The 19,560-nt window shown below is 51.2% G+C and carries 16 protein-coding genes; 8 read left to right on the top strand and 8 right to left on the bottom strand.

The window, feature by feature from the left end:
- Positions 1 to 94: 94 nt before the first annotated feature.
- A complete protein-coding gene (polA, locus tag Q1A04_RS13345) occupies positions 95 to 2,941 on the bottom strand; it encodes a DNA polymerase I (RefSeq protein ID WP_299706677.1) in 2,847 nt (948 codons plus the stop codon).
- A 231-nt stretch (positions 2,942 to 3,172) separates the two neighbouring features.
- Between polA and Q1A04_RS13350 the strand changes: the two genes are divergently transcribed.
- The 3 genes from Q1A04_RS13350 (at position 3,173) to Q1A04_RS13360 (ending at position 6,199) form a co-directional block, all read left to right on the top strand.
- Positions 3,173 to 3,811: a hypothetical protein gene (locus tag Q1A04_RS13350; RefSeq protein WP_299706680.1), complete on the top strand. Its 639-nt coding sequence runs from the start codon at positions 3,173 to 3,175 to the stop codon at positions 3,809 to 3,811.
- 209 nt (positions 3,812 to 4,020) lie between these two features.
- Positions 4,021 to 4,614 carry a hypothetical protein gene (locus Q1A04_RS13355; RefSeq protein ID WP_299706682.1) on the top strand — a complete coding sequence of 198 codons (594 nt, stop codon included), beginning with the start codon at positions 4,021 to 4,023 and terminating at the stop codon, positions 4,612 to 4,614.
- A 205-nt stretch (positions 4,615 to 4,819) separates the two neighbouring features.
- Complete coding sequence (locus Q1A04_RS13360) at positions 4,820 to 6,199, top strand: sigma-54 dependent transcriptional regulator (protein WP_299706684.1); 1,380 nt, start codon at positions 4,820 to 4,822, stop codon at positions 6,197 to 6,199.
- Here the strand turns inward: Q1A04_RS13360 and Q1A04_RS13365 are convergent.
- The 4 genes from Q1A04_RS13365 to Q1A04_RS13380 form a co-directional block, all read right to left on the bottom strand.
- Positions 6,196 to 8,880, bottom strand: a complete 2,685-nt coding sequence (locus tag Q1A04_RS13365; protein ID WP_299706688.1) for an ATP-binding protein — start codon at positions 8,878 to 8,880, stop codon at positions 6,196 to 6,198. The genes Q1A04_RS13360 and Q1A04_RS13365 overlap by 4 nt on opposite strands.
- Before the next feature lie 166 nt (positions 8,881 to 9,046).
- The gene (locus tag Q1A04_RS13370) at positions 9,047 to 9,832 is read right to left on the bottom strand and encodes a YgcG family protein (RefSeq protein ID WP_299706690.1); all 786 of its coding nucleotides are present in this window, start codon (positions 9,830 to 9,832) and stop codon (positions 9,047 to 9,049) included.
- 6 nt (positions 9,833 to 9,838) lie between these two features.
- On the bottom strand, positions 9,839 to 10,276 hold the full coding sequence (locus Q1A04_RS13375; RefSeq protein ID WP_299706692.1) for a TPM domain-containing protein: 438 nt from the start codon (positions 10,274 to 10,276) through the stop codon (positions 9,839 to 9,841).
- An 87-nt stretch (positions 10,277 to 10,363) separates the two neighbouring features.
- Entirely contained in the window at positions 10,364 to 10,942 is a 579-nt protein-coding gene (locus Q1A04_RS13380) for a LemA family protein (RefSeq protein WP_101444610.1), read from the bottom strand.
- 313 nt (positions 10,943 to 11,255) lie between these two features.
- On the opposite strand from Q1A04_RS13380, the gene Q1A04_RS13385 reads away from it, so the two are divergent.
- Entirely contained in the window at positions 11,256 to 12,257 is a 1,002-nt protein-coding gene (locus Q1A04_RS13385; RefSeq protein WP_299706702.1) for a sugar phosphate nucleotidyltransferase, read from the top strand.
- 65 nt (positions 12,258 to 12,322) lie between these two features.
- Here Q1A04_RS13385 and Q1A04_RS13390 read toward each other — a convergent pair whose 3' ends face one another.
- Positions 12,323 to 12,979: a 2OG-Fe(II) oxygenase gene (locus tag Q1A04_RS13390; protein ID WP_299706705.1), complete on the bottom strand. Its 657-nt coding sequence runs from the start codon at positions 12,977 to 12,979 to the stop codon at positions 12,323 to 12,325.
- A 231-nt stretch (positions 12,980 to 13,210) separates the two neighbouring features.
- Here Q1A04_RS13390 and Q1A04_RS13395 point away from each other — a divergent pair, with 231 nt between their 5' ends.
- The 3 genes from Q1A04_RS13395 (at position 13,211) to Q1A04_RS13405 (ending at position 16,944) form a co-directional block, all read left to right on the top strand.
- A complete protein-coding gene (locus Q1A04_RS13395) occupies positions 13,211 to 15,409 on the top strand; it encodes a prolyl oligopeptidase family serine peptidase (protein ID WP_299706708.1) in 2,199 nt (732 codons plus the stop codon).
- Between the two features lie 132 nt (positions 15,410 to 15,541).
- The gene (locus Q1A04_RS13400) at positions 15,542 to 16,285 is read left to right on the top strand and encodes an acyl-ACP thioesterase domain-containing protein (protein WP_299706711.1); all 744 of its coding nucleotides are present in this window, start codon (positions 15,542 to 15,544) and stop codon (positions 16,283 to 16,285) included.
- Between the two features lie 185 nt (positions 16,286 to 16,470).
- Positions 16,471 to 16,944: a GNAT family N-acetyltransferase gene (locus Q1A04_RS13405; RefSeq protein ID WP_299706714.1), complete on the top strand. Its 474-nt coding sequence runs from the start codon at positions 16,471 to 16,473 to the stop codon at positions 16,942 to 16,944.
- A gap of 122 nt (positions 16,945 to 17,066) precedes the next feature.
- On the opposite strand, the gene Q1A04_RS13410 is transcribed toward Q1A04_RS13405, so the two are convergent.
- Entirely contained in the window at positions 17,067 to 17,393 is a 327-nt protein-coding gene (locus Q1A04_RS13410) for a DUF4286 family protein (protein ID WP_299706717.1), read from the bottom strand.
- A 99-nt stretch (positions 17,394 to 17,492) separates the two neighbouring features.
- The gene (locus tag Q1A04_RS13415; protein WP_299706720.1) at positions 17,493 to 18,734 is read right to left on the bottom strand and encodes an MFS transporter; all 1,242 of its coding nucleotides are present in this window, start codon (positions 18,732 to 18,734) and stop codon (positions 17,493 to 17,495) included.
- 126 nt (positions 18,735 to 18,860) lie between these two features.
- Between Q1A04_RS13415 and Q1A04_RS13420 the strand changes: the two genes are divergently transcribed.
- Complete coding sequence (locus tag Q1A04_RS13420; protein ID WP_299706722.1) at positions 18,861 to 19,490, top strand: YdeI/OmpD-associated family protein; 630 nt, start codon at positions 18,861 to 18,863, stop codon at positions 19,488 to 19,490.
- The last annotated feature ends 70 nt before the right edge of the window (positions 19,491 to 19,560 follow it).

The following is a 19,560-nucleotide window of genomic DNA, read 5'->3' on the forward strand; positions in this document are numbered from 1 at the left end:
AACAAAGGCGCCTCCTTTCGGGAGGCGCCTTTGTTGTTTAAGGTATAACAGTCATAAGTGGCAGGTACAGCACTGAAGGCCAAAACTTGGTGGCTTAATGCGCCTCGAGCCAGTTCTTACCCACGCCAAGGCCCACTTCCATCGGCACGCTCAGCGGCAGGGCGTTGGTCATCAGTTCCACAATCTTCGGTGTCACGATGTCCACTTCTTCTTTCGGGGCGTCGAATAGGAGTTCGTCGTGTACTTGCAGAATCATGCGGGTCTTCAGGTTTTCGTGGCGCAGATACTCATGTATGTTGATCATCGCGATCTTGATAATGTCGGCGGCGGTACCCTGAATCGGGGCATTTACGGCATTGCGCTCGGCGAAACCGCGGACGGTGGCGTTGCGCGAGTTGATGTCGCGGAGGTAGCGGCGGCGGCCAAGCACGGTCTCTACATACTCTTGCTCCCGTGCTTTCTCAATGGCGCTGTCCATGTACTCCTTTACAGCCGGAAACTCCTCAAAATAGGCTTCAATGATATCAACAGCTTCGCGACGCGGTATACCTAGTCGCTCGGACAGGCCGAAGGCGGATATGCCGTAGATAATGCCGAAATTAATAGTCTTGGCTTTGCGGCGCATCTCGCTATCCACTTGGTCGAGTGGCACATGGAATACCTTGCTGGCTGTGGAGGCGTGAATGTCGAGTCCGTTTTTGAAAGCCTCTTTCATGGTCGGGTCACCGCTGAAGTCGGCCATAATGCGCAGCTCGATCTGCGAGTAGTCAGCCGAGATGATCAGATGCTTGCTGTCGCGCGGCACAAAGGCCTTGCGAATTTCGCGACCCCGCTCCGTCCGGATCGGGATGTTCTGCAGGTTCGGGTTGGTGGAACTCAAGCGCCCCGTAGCCGTCACAGCTTGGTTAAAAGAGGTATGCACTCTGTTGTCCAGTTCACAAACCAGCTGCGGCAGCGCATCTACGTACGTTGACTTGAGTTTAGAAAGTTCGCGGTGGTCCAGTATCAAGCGCACGATCTCGTGCTCGCCGGCCAGTTTCGACAGGATCTCCTCACCGGTCGCATACTGCCCGGTCTTGGTTTTCTTGATCTTGGCTTTGCCGTGGAGCCCCATTTTGTCGAAGAGTACCTCTCCAAGCTGCTTTGGGGATCCGATGTTGAACTCGGTGTCGGCGATCTCAAAAATACGGGTCTCTATCCCTTTGATCTCCTGCTCCAGTAGCATCGAGATGTCAGCCAGTGCATTGGCATCAATGGATATACCTTCTTTCTCTATACCTGCCAGCACCTGCACCAGCGGGTTTTCCACTTCATTGAACAGCTTCATCAGCCCCTGCTCTTGCAGCAGTGGTTCGAAGTAGTACTTCAGGCGCAAAGTGATGTCAGCGTCTTCACAGGCATAGTCCTTTACCTGCTCGGGCTTCAGGTCCGCCATCGTGATCTGGTTTTTGCCTCTCGGGCCAATCAGGTCGGTGATAGGGATAGGGCTGTAGTTCAGGTATGTTTCGGCAAGCACATCCATGTTGTGGCGCATCTCAGGCTCTAGTAGGTAATGCGCCAGCATAGTGTCGAAAATCGGTCCGTTCACTTCGATGCCGTAATTCTTCATCACCAGAATATCATACTTAATGTTCTGACCGATCTTGGCGATGTTAGTATTCTCCAGTACATCCTTAAACTCACCCGCAATGCGCATGGCCTCCTCAGCGTTATCGAGCGGCATCGGCACGTAGTAGGCCTCACCCGGCAGGTAACTGAACGACATACCTACCAGCTGTGCCGTGATCGGGTCGATGCTGCTGGTCTCGGTGTCGAAGGAGAACTCCTGCTGCTTTTGTAGGTAGCGAATCAGGCTTTGGCGCAGGGCAGGGGTATCGATGAGGTGGTAGTCCTGCACGGTGGTGGCAAAGCGCTGCAGCGGGCTTGGCTCCAGCACTATACCTTCAGATGATTCGGCTACAGCGGTTGCGGGAGCGGCCATGTCGAACAGAGAGGTCTGTTGCTGATTGCCGGCTTTTACGCGACGGCCTGCGGTTTTCACGGCCGGAGCCTCTGCCATAGAGTGACCCAGTACTCGCTGCATCAGTTGACGGAACTCCAGTTCAGCAAAAAGCTCGGCCAGTTGCTCCTCGTTAGGTCCATCGTAATGCAGGGCCTCGGCGCTGAACGGCACCGGCACGTCGCAGTGGATCGTAGCCAGTTCCTTTGACATCATACCTTGGTCGGCGAAGTTCACCACATTCTCTTTTTGCTTTCCTTTGAGCTGGTCGGCATTGGCGATCAAGTTCTCCACAGAGCCGAAGCGCTGGATAAGCGCCTTGGCGGTTTTCTCGCCGATGCCCGGTATCCCCGGTATATTATCCACGGCATCACCCTGCAGGCCCAGTATGTCGATTACCTGCTCAACACGTTCGATCTCAAACTTCTCCAGCACACGCTGCACGTCCCACACTTCCACGGCATTGCCCAAGAAGGCAGGCTTATACAGAAAGACGTGCTCTGTCACCAACTGACAATAGTCTTTGTCGGGCGTCATCATGTACACATCAAAATCATCTTTCTCGGCGCGGCAGGCCAATGTGCCGATGATGTCGTCGGCCTCGTAGCCGTCCATGATGAGCACAGGTATGTTAAAGGCTTCTACAATCTTCTTGCAGTAAGGTATAGCCAGCGAAATATCTTCGGGCATGGCCTGCCGGTTGGCCTTGTACTCGGCAAAGTTATCGTGGCGGAAGGTCTTAGCAGCCGAGTCGAAGGCGACGCCAATGTGTGTGGGTTTCTCTTTCTGGAGCACCTCCACCAAGGTATTGGTAAAGCCCAGCACGGCGCCGGTGTTCATGCCCTTGGAGTTGATGCGTGGGTTTTTGCTAAAAGCGAAATGCGCCCGGTAAATCAGGGCCATCGCGTCTAGCAGGAATAATTTCTTACGTGGTTCGCTCATTTTATAAAGGTATAGGCTGCCGGTCTCCTTTGCAAATTTCAAGCGCCAGACCGGTCGCAAGTTCTCAAAGCTTCGGACTTATACGTGCAATGAACTGCTACCGTGCAAAGGCCGATTCATTCAGTTAAAAATAAAATATAGGCTTTTCTTTATGATTGGAATAATCTTTGTAATTTTCTTATTCGAAAGAAAACAAATTAAAAGATTTTGAAAAGCTTAAAAATGCAACACATGAGTTTAAAGACCGCTGCGTTGACAATCGGCTTAATGCTGATCGCACTGGTAGGCCACAGCCAAGACCTTATCGTTAAGAAGAACGGAGAAGAAGTGGTGGGGAAAATTATGAAGGTAGGCGTTGACACGGTACACTATCGCATGCTAAGCGATACACAAGGTCCTTTGCGCTTTGTGCTCCGCAGCGATGTGGCTTCTATGCAGTTGGCAACCGACCCTAGCCAGCGACAGGTAGGTCAGCTACCACAGGTTGATTCAGGGGCTCACGAGTATGCCGTTGCATCAGCTGGGCGTACTGGCAGCACGCCTCTTAATGCATCCATGACAGAAGAGCTCATTTTAAAGGGTCGTCAGGATGCGCTCATGTACTACAAAGGGCAAGGTCCGCTCTGGGGTACGGCAGGTGCCACTTTTCTTTTCCCGCCAGCGGGTTTGGTAACAGGTATTATAACGGCGGCTGTACCGCCTAATGTTGACGACATGTTTCACCCGAACTACCAGCTGATGAAAGAACCTGCCTATCGTGATGCATTCAAGAAGCAGGCGCATAAGCGTAAAGTCGGTAAATCGGCGGCCGGTTTCGGTATTGGCTTTGGTGCGCTCATCGCACTTGCCTTAATGCTGGGTGCCTCTTAATAGATTAACGTTTTAAGGCATATCGCACAGAACTCCCCAAAGTGTGGAATTTTCGCTACAGTGTAGTTGCGGATTCCACACTTTGGGGAGTTTTGATTTATGTGTTAATATGCTAAAAATCAATATGTTGTGTTTATATATTTACTTGGCACGATTTTGACTAATTGGTTCTTCGGAAAAATTAATATTATTAGCGACAGAATAAAACTATGAAAAAAATAACCTACCTAGCAGCAGCCATTGCTTTCTTTGGCTTTGCTTCACTTGACGCCAGCGCACAGACTGATAAGAATAAGAAGAAGTCGAAGAAGAAACAGAAAGTAGAGCAAACTACTGAAGTGGAAACTGAAACGCAGGCTGAAACTGAGAATCAGGTAAACTATGAAGAGCAAGTACAGACTGAGACGCAAGTAGCAACTGAAACGCAGACTACAACTCAGACTGAGGCACAGGATGAGAACCTAAAGCGCGAGGCGATTACACAGGAAGAACTTCCAGAGCCAGTAAAGCAGACGCTAAGCGCAGCTACTTTTAGCAGCTGGCAGATTGTAGAAGTGTACCGCGTAACACCTAACGCCAATGCTGGTGGTGCCAACGCACAAGGTATGGAAAACCGTGCTGAGCAGGCCAACCAGAATGCTCAGAACGTAAACGCTCAAGCTAATGCTAATGTGCAGGCCAATGCGAATGCACAAGGCCAAGGTGCCAAAACAATGTATGAGATCTTCTTTACCAATGAGCAAGAGCAAAGTGCTAAAGTGCGCATTGATGAACAAGGTAACATTATCCGCGACCAAAAATAAGCCACATAGATTAGATATTAGCGACCCTAGTATCATGGAACGAGCCTCCGCCTAGCGGGGGCTTTTCTGTTTTATGCCAACTCCTTTGTATTTACCCCCAACCTTAACAGCGACTTTTCGGTAAACAGTCGGAATGCACGCCGGAATACGAATTCTTGGGCAAAATTTCCCCCCTGCCCCGCGGTTGTGTATCTTGCAATAGATTATGCCCAAAATACTCTTAATCGACGACGATCCTACTTTTTGCCTCATGCTGAGCACGTTCTTGAAGCGCCAGCAGTATGAAGTGAAAACCGCCTATACCGCTGGCGAAGGTCTTAGCCAGCTCAAAGCTGATTCCTTTGATCTGATCCTGACTGACTTTAGGCTGCCCGATAAAAACGGACTGGAACTACTTGAGCAGATACGCGTGCTGGATACAAAAGTACCTGTCATCCTGATGACGCACTATGCCGATATCCGCACGGCCGTAAAAGCTATAAAGATGGGCGCCTTTGAATATCTGGCCAAGCCCATCAACCCGGACGAGACTTTGCTGACCATTAAAAAGGCGCTTACTTATGGACGCGAGGGCGGCGTTGCGACCAAGCCGGTTATACCTCCGCAAGGCGGCTTTACTTTTGTGAAGGGAGCAAGTCCGCAGTCGACGCAGTTGGAGGAGTATATTGCGCTGATAGCACCTACCAGCATGTCGGTAATTATAGAGGGCGAGAGCGGCACTGGTAAAGAATATGTGGCCCGTAAGATACACCAGCGCAGTAAGCGCCACGACAAACCTTTTGTGGCCATCGATTGTGGTGCTCTGTCAAAGGAGTTGGCCGGAAGCGAATTGTTCGGACACGTGAAAGGTTCATTCACAGGTGCTATGGGCGATAAGGAAGGACAGTTTGAAGCAGCAAATGGCGGCACATTGTTTCTCGATGAGATTGGCAATCTCTCTTATGAAATTCAGGTGAAACTGCTACGTGCCATACAGGAGCGCAAAGTGCGCAAGATCGGCAGCAATACTGATCTCGATGTGGATGTGCGCATCATTGTCGCTACTAACGAAGACTTGGTGCAGGCCGTGAGCAGGGGCGAGTTTCGCGAGGACCTATACCACCGCCTCAACGAGTTCAAGATCAACATCTCCCCGTTGCGCGACCGTACGGCAGATATCATACAGTTTGCCAACCACTTTTTGCAAGTGGCCAACCATGAGCTGGAGCGCCATGTGACAGGCTTTGATGCTGCTGTGATGCTGGCTTTGGAGAAGTATAGCTGGCCGGGAAATTTACGAGAATTGAAGAATGTGGTGAAGCGGGCTGTCCTGTTGGCCAAAGGCACTGAGATCAGTCTCGACGACCTGCCACCCGAAATTGCCTACCACATACCGGAGCCAACCAGCATCTTGGCGCAACCGGATGCTACACAGGTGGCCCTGCCTGTAACGGATCTGCGTACCGCTACGGAGCGTAGCGAAAAGGAACTGATTCTCGAAATGTTGGAGCGCGTGAAGTACAACAAGTCCAAAGCGGCCCGATTGCTTAACATCGACCGCAAGACGCTCTACAACAAAATGCGACAGTATAACATCGAAGCCTAAACGGCAGCTTGTTCAGGTTTTTTACGCTTGCTGAGCTCGGTTTCGAGCGCTACAAGCACTCGGGTAGCCTCGTGCTGCAGTTGTTTGGCTGTGGCAGGCATGTCGTTGGTTGGCATGTTCGGCTGATGTAGTACTTGCTCGAGCGCATCAATGGACGGCAGCACGGTATGGGCCTGCAAGTGGCGGAAAGCGGTTTTCATCTTGTGCGCCAGTTCGCCCACCTGATTCCAGTCGGCTGCTTGTGCTGCGCTTTCCAACTGCGCCAAAGTGCTGCGGTTGTCCGCTACCAGCACCTCCACAATATCCCACAAGGCTTCCTGATCATCTCCCACAAAAGTGCGCAATTCATCCAAGGTATAGCTGGCAGGTAGAGCCTCGTTCGCCTGTTCCGCAGTTGCAAGCTCTGGTTCAACTGGAGTTTTGATTTCAGCTATACCCTCTGTTTCAGCTACAGCTTCTGATTCAGCTGTAACTTCAGTTGCGGGTGAGTCTTCAGGTATAGCCTGAGCAGATAATGCTTTGGTAAGTTTCAGGTATAGGTCCTGTTCTGTGAAAGGCTTGAGCAAGTGGTCCGATATACCTGTTTTGGCGAAGAAGCGCTTGTTGCTGCTCATAATATTGGCCGTGAGCGCCATGATAGGGATCGTGGCATTCTCTTTCCGGATCGCTCTGGCGACGGCCTTTCCGCTCATGCCCGGCAACTGAATGTCGGTGAGCACCATGTCAAATCTCTTCTCTTTGATGAGTTGCAGCGCCTCCTGCCCGTCGTTGGCCAGTGTGACTTGCATACCTTTGCGGCCTAGTATCAGCTGGCACAGGGTACGGCTGTAGGCATCGTCGTCAATCACGAGCACGGCTTTGCCGGCCAACACATCCGTGGCGGATGGCTGCGGCTGTTGTATAACCTCAAGTTCAGGGGCCACTACTCGTTGCATCGGCAGCACAATGCTGAATGTGGTCCCTTCATTCGGAATGCTGCGCAACGTGAGCGAGCCCTCCTGCATCTCCACCAGCTTCTTGCTGATAGACAGTCCCAAGCCTGTGCCACCATACTTCCGGATGATCGAGTCGTCGGCCTGATTGAATTCCCCAAACACGTGAGCGGTCTGTTCCATCGGTATACCTATCCCTGTGTCGGCTACCTCGATCAGCACCACGACACGGCTACGGCGTTGCGACTTAATTCTACAGCGCACCTGCACCTCCCCGTCGTGGGTGAACTTGATAGCATTATCCACTAAGTTGAAAAGCACTTGACGAAGCCGCAGTGAGTCGCCTAGTAGGTGGCCGCTCAGCTGGTCGTCTATATTGCAGGTAAACCCTATACCTTTGGTACTTGCCTTGAGTCTGAAAGTCCTCTCTACCTCAGTTAGCAGTTGTTTCATCTCGAAAGGCGCTAGGTGCAGGTGTAGCTTGCCAGCTTCGAGTTTAGAGAGGTCCAGTACGTCGTTCACGATGTGCAAGAGGTGCTGTCCCGCTCCATGTATAGCTTGCAGGTGCTCCTGTTGCTGGTTCTGCAGCTGGGTATGGCCCAGCTGTTCCGAAAAGCCCAGTACCACATTGAGTGGCGTACGTATCTCGTGACTGATGTTGGCCACAAATGCCTCTTTGGCGCGGGCCAGTTGAATGGCCTCTTTGCGGGAGCGCTTCAGCTCAGCCTTATACTTGCTGCTGCGAGTGAGGTCGCGCAGGATAATCAAAATAAATGCAATGCCGCTTGCCAAGCCGAACACACCTACCAGCAAGAGAACAAGTGATGTCTCTTTAGCGACTTCCTGCGCCTGCGCCGCACTAAGACGGGCCTTTTGCAGTTCGTACCGCTCCAAGTCGTATACCATGCGGCGCACTTGGTCCATTATCTGTTTGTCTTGTTGCAGTAGCGTTAGTTCTTTAGCCACCATGGCCTCTTGCTGCTGCTGCAGCTCGCGCTCCACGTCTTTCAGCACAATGCGCACCTTGGCAATAGAAGCCATGTTAGTTGGGGCGGCTTTGCTGGTATCGGCAGTGTACTCTTGCTTCACGTTAAGTTGCGGAACAACCACAGGCTGTGGCGGCTCCTGCGGCTTTGTCTCGCTGCGCTTGCCAAAGAGTTTGTTCAGTATCCCTTTTTTTTGCTCGCTTTGAGGGGGGGGAGTGGTGGCAGAGTCTGTATTATAAGCCAGTCTGTCTGATATGGTAGTTTTGGTGCGCTGGTTGATGGTAGTGGTGGCAGGTTGTTTGGAAGCGGCCGAGGCGATCTGCTTCAGCGCTTTGTCGGTATAGGCATTGTTGCCGCGCTGCTCTTTTTTCTTGTTTACATGCTCCTCCAAGCTCTTTTTCTGAGCCAGCAGTAAGGTCGACACGGAGTCGATCTGAGCCAGTTCGTCCGGGTTGTCCTGCATGAGGGTGCAGAGCGAGTCGAGCTGGCTGTTGATGTTGCCTAGATTATCGAGGTACTCCCGGAAGTGCTTGTCCTCGGTGGTGAGGGTATAGGCGCGAATGGCGCTCTCCGCTGTGGCAATGTCAGCGAGGGTGTGCTGCAGCTTGGCCAGTTTGGCATTCGGCTCGGCCAGTACATTAACAGAAGTAAGTAGCTGGGTGAAGCTATTATAAGTCAGGTAAATGGCAAAAACCACCACCGAAAGCGCCAGCGTGAAGCCGATGACTACCTTCGATTTAATGTTTTCGTTGTTTATTTTCATACGCGCAGACGCCCCTCCATTTGCAAAGGTACGGATTTTCGGGGAGCTATACTTTCTGTAACAATAAGAAAGCCAGAATTATAGGCTAGTCACAACACCGCTTGTACGAATTTGGAACGGCCGCGTTGAAGGAATCTCCGGATGAATTGCTTACAGGTGTAGCCGCCTACCAACTACTGCTTGCCCCCCCGCCGCCAAAAGAGCCGCCTCCGAATCCGCCGAAGCCACCGCCCCCACCTCCAAAGCCACCGCCGCCACCGCCAAACATACCGCCTCCGGTACGGAAAGTGCCAAAAGAGCCCGGCCCTAGGATTGGTCCCCCGAGGGTGCGCACGCCGCGGCCTCCTCTGCCGCCTCCGCCTTTGAAGCGCGACATAACAAACACCAGTACCATGACAATGATGATAATGGTTAGCAAAGAAGGGCCGTCACCTTCTCCCTCACTTGCTTGGGGATCAGCTTGGTACTCGCCGCTGGCCAGACTGATAATCAGGTTAGTCGCTTCGTTGAGTCCTTTGTAAAACTCGCCCTGTTGGAAGTTCGGTTTGAGTGTGCGTTCTGTAATACGTTTAGCAATGGCGTCCGGTATGATGTGCTCCATACCGTAACCTGTTTGTATGGCTACTTTGCGTTCATTTAGCGCGACCAGTATCACAAGGCCATTGTCGTTTTCGCTGCCGCCCACGCCCCATCGTTCCCCAAGTTCAGCGGCGTACTGATTCGCGTCGTAGTCGCCAATCGATTTGATGGTGACAATCGCGATCTGGGTGGAAGTGGTGTCGTTGTAGTTGACCAGTTTCTGTTCCAATGTCTCTATCTCCCCTTGGCTTAGTATGCCGGCGAGGTCGTTTACCAGTCGCGGTGGCGTAGGGCGCGGCGGGAAATCGCTGCTTTGGGCTACAGCCAAGGTGCTGATCAGGACAAGGTATAGGAACAGAATGGGTCGTTTCATGGTGTGTTATTTTCCGAACGAAATATCGTCGCTCAGTTCGTTAAGGTCGCCTTTGTCATTGTATGGGAAGTGCGATTTGAGTTGTTCGCCAGCCATGATAACGCCCTTGGCAAGACCGGCAGCATACTCATTTTTCTTAAAGTGGGCGATTACTTCGGCCGTAATGTCTTCCCAGAAGTGGTCAGGCACGATAGCGTTGATGCCAGCATCGCCCAGCACGGCAAACTGATGGTCTTTGATGGCCACATAAAACAGTACGCCGTTGCGCTGCTTGGTCAGGTGCATGTGGAGTTGGGCAAACACTTCGGTGGCACGGTCGAGCACTTCGCCTTCGCAGTTGTTCTCGATGTGCACGCGTATCTCGCCGGATGTGTTGCGCTCCGCCTCCTGAATGGCCTCCATGATGACCTTTTCGTCCGCGTCGGTTATGGTATCTTTTGGCATGACTTGAATTGTTGATTGTTTATTGATGATTGTTAATTGTTTCTCACTTTCCAGAAGAAAGCAATCAACAATTAACAATCATCAATTTTAGAACTGCACAGTAGGAGCTCGCTCGGCACCCGGGTCGGCTTGGAAATGGCCTTTGCGTTCGAAGCCGAAAATACCGGCCATGAGGTTGTTCGGGAAGGATCGCACTGTCGTGTTATAATCCTGCACGGCCTCATTGAACTTGCGCCTTTCTACCGAAATACGGTTTTCTGTGCCCTCTAATTGTGCCTGTAGTTCCAGGAAGTTCTGGTTTGCCTTTAGCTCCGGATAACGCTCTACTGAAACAAGCAAGCGACTCAGGGCACCTCCCAGCTCGTTTTGAGCGGCTTGGAAGCGCTGCAGGTTTTCAGGCGTCAGGTCATCGGCGCTAAGCTGCACGCTGGTGGCTTTGGCACGGGCGTTTATCACGCTCTCGAGGGTCTCACGTTCAAAGTTGGCGGCGCCTTTCACGGTGTTCACCAGATTTGGTATTAAGTCAGCGCGGCGCTGGTAGGCATTCTGCACATTGGCCCAAGCGGTTTCTACGGTTTCGTCTTTCTGCACCATTGTGTTGTAGCCACAAGATGACAGCGAGTTGATCATGAGGAAGCCGATCAGGTAAAAGAAGATTTTTTTCATGGTTATGGAAGGGTATGGTTTGTATACGATATAAGTACAAAGCTAAGCGATATGATTACGGAAAACATATAATGACGTTGTAAAATTGGTTTTTGTCGGTGTTGTATGGCTATTGCTTTAGCTGTTTGCAACTGAAGCTGTTTTATAGCTTAGCCTGTGCGGTGGGCACTCACTTTTTTCCTTGACACAAGAAGTAAGCTATACAAAGAAGTGGCCATCTATGTACTTATTCTGCCCAAAAAACCTGCTTTTCCTCTCCCTAATCCTCAAAAGTCTAATCAAAAATTACTATATTGCTGAAAAAGTGTAGTCTATGAAAGTCGTTATTCCTGTTGCTGGTGTTGGTTCTAAACTCCGTCCGCACACGCATACCCAGCCGAAGTCGCTGGTGCCGGTGGCGGACAATACGATACTGGGGCACATCGTGGAACGGCTGATTCAGGCCGGCGTACGGGACTATGTGTTCATCATCGGCTACCTCGGTGACAAGGTGGAAAACTATGTGCGACAGAAGTATCCTGAGATCAAGGCTGAGTTTGTGGTGCAGGAGCCCCGCGAAGGACTGGGCCACGCCCTCTGGATCGCTCGTGAAACCTACCGACACGAAGACAGCGTGCTCATCATGCTGGGCGATAATATCGTGGAGGCTGACATTCCTGCCATAATTGCCTCTCCTAAATCGGTGCTTGGTGTGAAAAAAGTAGCTAAACCCTCTCTATTTGGTGTGACGGAAGTGGGGATGGATGAGTATATCGTCAAGCTGGTGGAGAAGCCTAAAATTCCGAAGTCGAACTTTGCGCTGGTAGGGCTCTACAAGATCATGCAGCCTGAGAAACTGGTGCGTTCACTGGAGCATATTATCACCGAAAATATACGAACCCACAACGAGTACCACCTCACCGACGCGCTGATGCACATGATCCGGCAGGGAGAGAAAATGGTGACTTGGAACGTAGACAACTGGTTTGACTGCGGACGTAAAGAAACCCTTCTGGAAGCCAATGCCAAATTGTTGCGTCACCCCCGCTTTCGTGAGCTGGATTACTCGAGCGAGTACCCGGGCAACATCATTATACCGCCTGTAAGCATCGGTACTAACTGCAACATTACCCATTCCATTATCGGACCCAATGTGGCCATCGGGGACAATACCACCATTTCCCGCTCTTCACTAAGCAACTCCATCATCGGGGCTTATTCCGAGCTGCAGCACGCCGTCATGCACGACTCTATCATCGGCAGCGATGCTAGTTTCAAAGGTCTCAGCCACAGCCTCAACATCGGTGACAGCACCGAGATTAACTTTGCGCAGTAGTAGCTTGAAGATTGACGATGTATCAATTGACAGGGACCATCATAGCATCCTTTGTCTTTTATCAATTACAAAAACGTCAGTTCGTTCAGCTGGTCCAGCATCCAGCCGGTGAGGCTGTAGCGGTGGCGGTTGGCGGCGAGCACCTCATGCGGGATGATATCGGCGCGGAAACAGGCGAGGCGACCGGCAATGGGCAGCACGTCCACTTCTTCTTCAGAGCCGTCTTCGTTGGGCAGGTATAGGCGTAGGTTGCCGCCGTTTTCGGGTAGCCAGTTTTCGTTGAGATAGCAGATAAACGACAGGCGACGGTGGTCATTGGTCTGGAACTGGTCGAGGTGGCGCTTGTATACGGTACCCGGCGGGTATACCGTGAAATGGAATTCAAAATCTTTGAGGCCCAGAAAACATGTGCGGTTAATATAGCGCATCACCTCGTGCATACGGTCCAGAAACACCTGTGTAGGCGGCAGGGCCTGCGATGGCTCAATCCAGCGGATATAGTCGCCGCGCACCTGCTTGTCTACCGTGAACTGGTCGGCGGTGCCGATGCCTGCTTTTTTGAAAGTGCCCTGCTCCTGATGGTGCTGCAGCACCTCCAGCAGATTGCGCACTTCTTGCGGCTCCAGAAAATTATCGATGATCGCATAGCCTTTGTCAGACAAGCGGTCGGCTATCTGTTCAAACTTCTGTAATAGCTTCTCCTCTTCTACTTCTTCAATCATCTTCAAAATAGCCTAAAACCTTTATGTAAAAAGCCAGCAAATGTAATGCGCAGAAGCATCGCTTGTATATGCTGCATGCAAAGAATTTTTGGGCGGAACCAGCTGATTTTAAAGCAAAAGGAAAACTGCCCCAATAGGGCTGATAAAGAGCTTTTTGCTCTATTTTGTATAAAATGCGTATCTTAGGTGTTTGCTATACCTAAACCAAACAAATCAATAGGAAAAGCTATTATGAAAAAAACAACTGTTCTTTTGCTGGCAGGCGGCCTGACCGCTGTCTCGGCCTGCAAATCCACCCAAACCGATAGTACCGCCACTGGCATGAATACCGAAACTACCACGACTGCGCCCGTAGCGGCGGCTGAAACCCAACTGAATTACCCGGAAACCAAAAAAGTAGACCACACCGACGATTACTTCGGTACCCAAGTGGCCGACCCTTACCGCTGGCTCGAAACCCACAACGAAGAAGTGGACCAGTGGGTAGAGGCGCAGAACAAAGTGACCTTCGACTACCTCGACGACATTGAGTTCCGCGATCAGATAAAAGAGCGTCTGACCAAGATCTGGAACTATCCGAAGTATGGCGCCCCGTTCAAGAAGGGCGGTAAGTACTACTTCTACAAGAATGACGGTCTGCAGAATCAGAGCGTGCTCTACGTTCAGAACACACTGGAGAGCGAGCCGAAAGTGTTCCTCGACCCGAACAAATTCTCTACAGACGGCACAGTAGCTTTGACCGCCTTGTCATTCGACAAAGACGCGAAGTATGTTGCTTATGGCACCTCAAGCGGCGGTTCTGACTGGAACACCTACGAAGTGATGGAGGTGGCCACCGGCAAGAAGCTCGACGACAAAGTGGAGTGGGTGAAGTTCTCCGGCCCAAGCTGGCACAAGGACGGCTTCTTCTACAGCCGCTACGACGCCCCAACAGAAGGCAACAAGCTCGCCAATAAGAACGAGTACCACAAGGTATACTACCATAAAATCGGTACGCCGCAAAGCCAAGACCAGCTGGTGTACGAAGACAAAACCAAGCCGCTCCGTAACTTCTACGGCCAAACCACCGACGACGAGCGCTTCCTGATCCTGAACGTATCGGAAGGAGCGAGCGGTGCTAACGCCCTGTACTACCGCGACCTAAAAGATCCTAAGTCTACCATCAAGCCGATTATCGACAATTTTGAGTCGGAGTACAATGTGGTGGACAACGTAGGTGATAAGCTGTTGGTACGGACGAACAAAAATGCCACACGCTACCGTCTGGTGCTCATCGACCCGAAGAAGCCACAGGAGCAAAACTGGAAAGTAGTAGTGCCACAGAATGAAAATGTGATGAACGGTGTGTCGCTGGTGGGTGGCCGCATCATTGCCTCTTACATGAAAGATGCTGCCAGCGAAGTGGTGGTATACGACATCAACGGCAAGCAACTTAACAGCGTAGAGCTTCCGGCCATCGGTACGGTAGGCGGCTTCAGCGGTGAGAAAGACGACAAAGAGACGTTCTTTACCTTCACGTCCTTTACTTATCCGCCAACCATTTACCACTACGATGTGCCGAACAACAAAGTAACGCTGTTCCGCAAGACCGAAGTGGATGTAAACACGGATGCCTACGAAACCAAGCAGGTATTCTATACCTCAAAAGACGGTACCAAAGTGCCGATGTTCATTGTGCACAAGAAAGGCCTTGAACTGAACGGTGACAACCCGACCTACCTGTACGCTTATGGTGGCTTCAACATCTCCCTGACGCCAAGCTTTAGTATTGCGAACATGCTTTGGCTCGAGAATGGTGGCGTATACGCGATGCCGAACTTGCGCGGTGGCGGTGAGTACGGCGAAGACTGGCACAAAGCAGGTATGACGCCGAACAAGCAAAACGTATTCGACGACTTCATCGCAGCAGCCGAGTACCTGATCGATAACAAATATACTTCTAGTGAGAAACTGGCCGTGGGTGGTGGCTCAAACGGAGGTTTGCTGGTAGGCGCCTTTATGACACAACGTCCTGAGCTTGCCAAAGTAGCTATGCCTGCCGTGGGCGTAATGGACATGCTGCGTTTCCACAAGTTCACTATCGGTTGGGCTTGGGTACCAGAATATGGTTCTTCTGACGATGCAGCACAGTTCAAAAACCTGTATGCGTTCTCTCCATTGCATAATATTAAAGAGGGTGTAAAATACCCGGCTACATTGGTGAAAACCGCCGACCACGACGACCGTGTAGTGCCAGCACACTCGTTCAAGTTCATCTCTGAGCTGCAAGACAAAGGCGCACCGGGCAACCCATACCTGATTCGCATCGACGTGCGTGCAGGCCACGGCGCAGGCAAGCCAACTTCATTGGTTATTCAGGAGTGGGCCGATACGTGGGCGTTCTTCTACAAGAACATGGGCGTGAACCCCTATGCGAAACAGCAGCCGTAACAGGTATAGCTGAGAATTGAAATTAGAAAAGCCAGTGCTGCAGGAATGTGGTGCTGGCTTTTTTTATACTTATACCTGAAGTCCCCAAACCTGATTCTTCCGTACCTTGCAACACGAACCATCCGACAAACTATGAAATCAGTAACCGGGCAAAGTACATTTACTATCCGCTCCACCGAAACAGACCAAAATGGCCAAGCGACTTTGCCGGCACTGGTCAGTTACATGCAGGAAGCTGCTTGGGACAATACCGCCACCATGGGCATTTCCATGTATGAGTTGTTGGAGCGAGGTCTTACATGGGTGCTGCAGCGCATGCGCGTAGAGATGTTCCGCTATCCGAAACACCGCGAAAAGATTATGGTCGAGACGTGGGCCTCAGGTCGTGAGCGGGTGTTCCTGCACCGCGACTTTAGGGTGTACAGCGTCGACCGTGAACTCTTGGGACAAGCTACTAGCGTGTGGCTGGTAATGGATGTGGTGAAGCGCCAAATGGTATCGGTGCCTGATTTTATCACGGCTGTAGAGGTGGTGCCGGGCCAGGAGCCGCTGCCTTTTGCAAAGGGGAAACTGCCACAACTGGAGCAGGTCAGTTATGAGCAGCACATGCCTGTACGCTGGCACGACATAGACTTGAACCGCCACGTCACCAACACGCGCTATCTGCAATGGGTGCTCGAAACGCTTCCGACGGATATTCTTGAAAAGCAGCAGCTAACAGAAATAGACATTATCTTTAAGGCCGAAAGTACCCTCGGCGACACGGTAGTAGCCACCGCAGGACCAGCTGAAGCAGCTGACATATTCCTGCACAAGCTCACAAGCGCTGAAACGGGAAAAGAACTGGTGCAGGCCAGAACGAAGTTTGAGTGTTAGAAGGTTCGAAGGTATAAAGTCAGAAAGTAAAGGTCTCCTAAAATTTTAAGCTAAATTGCAGTAGGGCATTGCGCAAATTGCCTTATGGGGCTGGAAGACACTGTGAGGTCAACACGTTCTCTCAGACATTATTAACCCTGAAAATTTTTAAAAATCCTACAAATCCTGATTCAGACAATACACACATGCTAAACATCAGAAAAGGAACTATAGACGATCTACCGCAGGTACATGACTTAATCAAAGAGTTGGCAATATACGAAAAGGCACCCGACGAGGTGACCAATACTTTGGAAGATATGAAGTGGGATGGCTTCGGCGAAAATCCGATCTTTAAGTTCTTCGTGGCCGAGACTGAGCAGGGTATAGTAGGTATAGCGCTGTATTATATTGCCTATTCCACGTGGAAAGGTAAGATGCTTTTCTTAGAGGATCTGATCGTGACCGAGCGCCTGCGCCGCAGCGGCATCGGCAAAATGCTGTTCAATGCCGTAGCCCGCGAAGCCAAAGAGATTGGCGCCAAGCGCATGAAGTGGCAGGTGCTGGACTGGAACGAGCCGGCCATCGCTTTCTACAAAAAAATAGGTGCCGACCTGAGCGGGGAGTGGTTCAACTGCAACCTAACTGAAGAGCAGATCAAGGCTTATACCGCTGATTAAGGTGTAGTTCTTGCTTCGGTCTCACTATGACTTGGCAAAGCGCTTAGTGCGGCAACAAGGGTAATAAAAGAGGCCCGTGCTAAGATATAGCACGGGCCTCTTTTAATTTTGATTGAACTAGCTTACAGTTCACGCTCTGCATCCCTGCTTACAATTTCAAGCAAAGAACGGAAAGCTACAAACTTCTCCGGATAGCGCTCCAGCACTTTGGCCTGCAGGGCGGGCGCATGGTCGCGTTGGTATTCTTCCAAATCCTCTAAGTTGCGGCAGGTGTACTGCACGGCATAGGTCGTGCCGCCATTGTCCTCTTCGTGCAGCAGGCGGGCGATCTGGTTGTTTAGGAAATAGCCAGTGGCCATTACCTCTGGTATGTGCGTGCTCTTCATCCAGTCCAGCCACTCCTCGGCCACACTGTTGTCGATGTTAATGGTTACGTTGTATATAATCATACTCAAAATTACGATTTTAGCAGCTTTTTGTCAGGTATAGGTTTTAATATTTGTAAAAAAGCAGACCGCTATACCTGAAAAGCATCTGCCTGCCAGCCGTTACAATGGCTCCATGTAGTTCAGGTCCTTGCCGTATGTTTCGTCCAGCGTCAGGATGGAGTAGATAGCGATGGCCAGACAAAGCACGGCGAGCAGTATAGCACCCGGTACCAGCCCGACGCCGTCTTTTAGGTAGGTGAAGGCGATGGTGAGCGGTACCACCGCGCCCCGCACGAAGTTAGGAACGGTGGTAGTGACAGTAGCCCGGATGTTGGTGCCAAACTGTTCAGCCGCTATGGTTACAAACACAGCCCAGTAGCCCCCTGCAAAACCCAGTGCTACACACAGGGTATAGAAAGCGGTCAGACTGAACTCCCGGCCCATTAGGTATATGCCAATAAAAATACCGGTGAGCAGCAAAAAGGCCAGCACAATGTGGCGGCGGCTCTGGAAGCGTTGGCTCAGGAAACCACTGGCAAAATCACCGAACACCAAACCGAGGTAGCAGAAGGAAACAGCTCGTGCCGCCGACACCGTGTCTTTTACACCCAGTGCCACCCCAAACTCAGGCGAGAAAGTGATCAGAATTCCCACCACGTACCAGATCGGTACACCAATCAGGATGCATTTCAGGTATTTCCAGAAACGTTTGGCATTGGTGAAGAGCGACAAAAAATTACCCCTAGTCACATTGGTCTGCTTCAAGTTGTTGAACATGCCCGACTCGTATACCCCCACCCGCAGCAAGAGCAGCAGCATACCCAGCCCACCACCTATAAAGTAAGCCGTCCGCCAGCCAAAGTACTCGCCCACTATACCTGCCAGTATGGCCCCGGATATACCTATTGTAGCCACTACCATGGTGCCATAGCCACGCTTCTCTTTAGGCAGCACCTCTGATACCAGCGTTATACCTGCACCCAACTCACCTGCCAACCCCACACCCGCTACAAAGCGCAGTACCGCATACATGGGGATGGTCGTTACAAAACCGTTGAGTATGTTGGCAATGGAATAGAGAAAGATAGAGCCGAACAAAACAGAAAGCCTGCCTTTCTTGTCGCCAAGCACACCCCACGCGATACCGCCCACGAGCATACCTGCCATCTGCATGTTCAGGAGCATTACCCCGTCTTCCAGCAGTGCATTCGGGTCGGTTACGCCCAGCGACTGCAGGCTGGGTATACGCACAATACTGAACAGCACGAGATCGTAGATATCCACAAAATAGCCGAGAGCCGCTACGATGACGGCTGTGTTGAAGAGGTAATGCTTTTGAGGGGATGATTGCAGGGTGGGCATAAGGTTCAGGGTATGACAGCTTTAAATATAGCGTTTTGCCGATAACTATGAAAGACTATGCCTTAGAGGTGCTATCTTTTGATGATTTCTCTTAGATTAGAGTTCAGAATTCAATTAGATAAAACCATGCAGGATATTGGTAAGAAACTTCAATTCAAATCAGGGTGGCAGGTGCTGGTGCTTAACGCACCGACAGGTATAGCCGAGGCTTTGCAAGTCCAAGGTATGGAAGTGCATACGACCCCTGCCATAGGTACAACTTATGATGCCGTGCAGGTATTCGCTACCAACAGTCGAGAATTGAACTACTATGTGCCGATGGCCGTGCCCTCACTTAAGCGCAATGGTTTGTTCTGGGTGGCTTATCCCAAGAAGACCTCTGGTATAAAGTCGGACCTGAACCGCGATCATGGCTGGGAAGCGGTATCGGACTTAGGTTATGCTCCGGTTAGGCAAGTGGCGGTGGATGATATATGGTCATCGCTGCGTTTCAAGCACGAGTCAGAAAGAAGCACGCCGTCCAAATTTGGGGTGGATGCACCGGGTATAGACCGAAAGACCCGCACTGTGGAAATTCCGCAAGACCTGCGTGAGGCACTGGAATCGGTAGGTTTACTGGAAACATTCGAAAAGCTGGCTTTCACCCACCGCAAAGAGCATGTGCTGGCCATACAGGCAGCCAAGCATCCCGACACGCGGTCTAAACGGATTGGCAAGACCATTGAAATGCTGATGGGGCAGCAGGTGCGCCGCTAAACAGGTATAGAGCTCGCTGCAGATGTAGGCTATAAGAGGCGTAGGTATAAAAGCGAAAGACCGCAGCAGG

Origin of the sequence: uncultured Pontibacter sp., from assembly GCF_947499215.1 — a bacterium.
Lineage (GTDB): Bacteria > Bacteroidota > Bacteroidia > Cytophagales > Hymenobacteraceae > Pontibacter.

Bases quoted from the DNA above. Each gene is read 5' to 3' on its own strand.
- polA (WP_299706677.1), bottom strand. From the start codon at position 2,941: ATGAGCGAACCACGTAAGAAATTATTCCTGCTAGACGCGATGGCCCTG.
- Q1A04_RS13350 (WP_299706680.1), top strand. From the start codon at position 3,173: ATGAGTTTAAAGACCGCTGCGTTGACAATCGGCTTAATGCTGATCGCA.
- Q1A04_RS13355 (WP_299706682.1), top strand. From the start codon at position 4,021: ATGAAAAAAATAACCTACCTAGCAGCAGCCATTGCTTTCTTTGGCTTT.
- Q1A04_RS13360 (WP_299706684.1), top strand. From the start codon at position 4,820: ATGCCCAAAATACTCTTAATCGACGACGATCCTACTTTTTGCCTCATG.
- Q1A04_RS13365 (WP_299706688.1), bottom strand. From the start codon at position 8,880: ATGAAAATAAACAACGAAAACATTAAATCGAAGGTAGTCATCGGCTTC.
- Q1A04_RS13370 (WP_299706690.1), bottom strand. From the start codon at position 9,832: ATGAAACGACCCATTCTGTTCCTATACCTTGTCCTGATCAGCACCTTG.
- Q1A04_RS13375 (WP_299706692.1), bottom strand. From the start codon at position 10,276: ATGCCAAAAGATACCATAACCGACGCGGACGAAAAGGTCATCATGGAG.
- Q1A04_RS13380 (WP_101444610.1), bottom strand. From the start codon at position 10,942: ATGAAAAAAATCTTCTTTTACCTGATCGGCTTCCTCATGATCAACTCG.
- Q1A04_RS13385 (WP_299706702.1), top strand. From the start codon at position 11,256: ATGAAAGTCGTTATTCCTGTTGCTGGTGTTGGTTCTAAACTCCGTCCG.
- Q1A04_RS13390 (WP_299706705.1), bottom strand. From the start codon at position 12,979: ATGATTGAAGAAGTAGAAGAGGAGAAGCTATTACAGAAGTTTGAACAG.
- Q1A04_RS13395 (WP_299706708.1), top strand. From the start codon at position 13,211: ATGAAAAAAACAACTGTTCTTTTGCTGGCAGGCGGCCTGACCGCTGTC.
- Q1A04_RS13400 (WP_299706711.1), top strand. From the start codon at position 15,542: ATGAAATCAGTAACCGGGCAAAGTACATTTACTATCCGCTCCACCGAA.
- Q1A04_RS13405 (WP_299706714.1), top strand. From the start codon at position 16,471: ATGCTAAACATCAGAAAAGGAACTATAGACGATCTACCGCAGGTACAT.
- Q1A04_RS13410 (WP_299706717.1), bottom strand. From the start codon at position 17,393: ATGATTATATACAACGTAACCATTAACATCGACAACAGTGTGGCCGAG.
- Q1A04_RS13415 (WP_299706720.1), bottom strand. From the start codon at position 18,734: ATGCCCACCCTGCAATCATCCCCTCAAAAGCATTACCTCTTCAACACA.
- Q1A04_RS13420 (WP_299706722.1), top strand. From the start codon at position 18,861: ATGCAGGATATTGGTAAGAAACTTCAATTCAAATCAGGGTGGCAGGTG.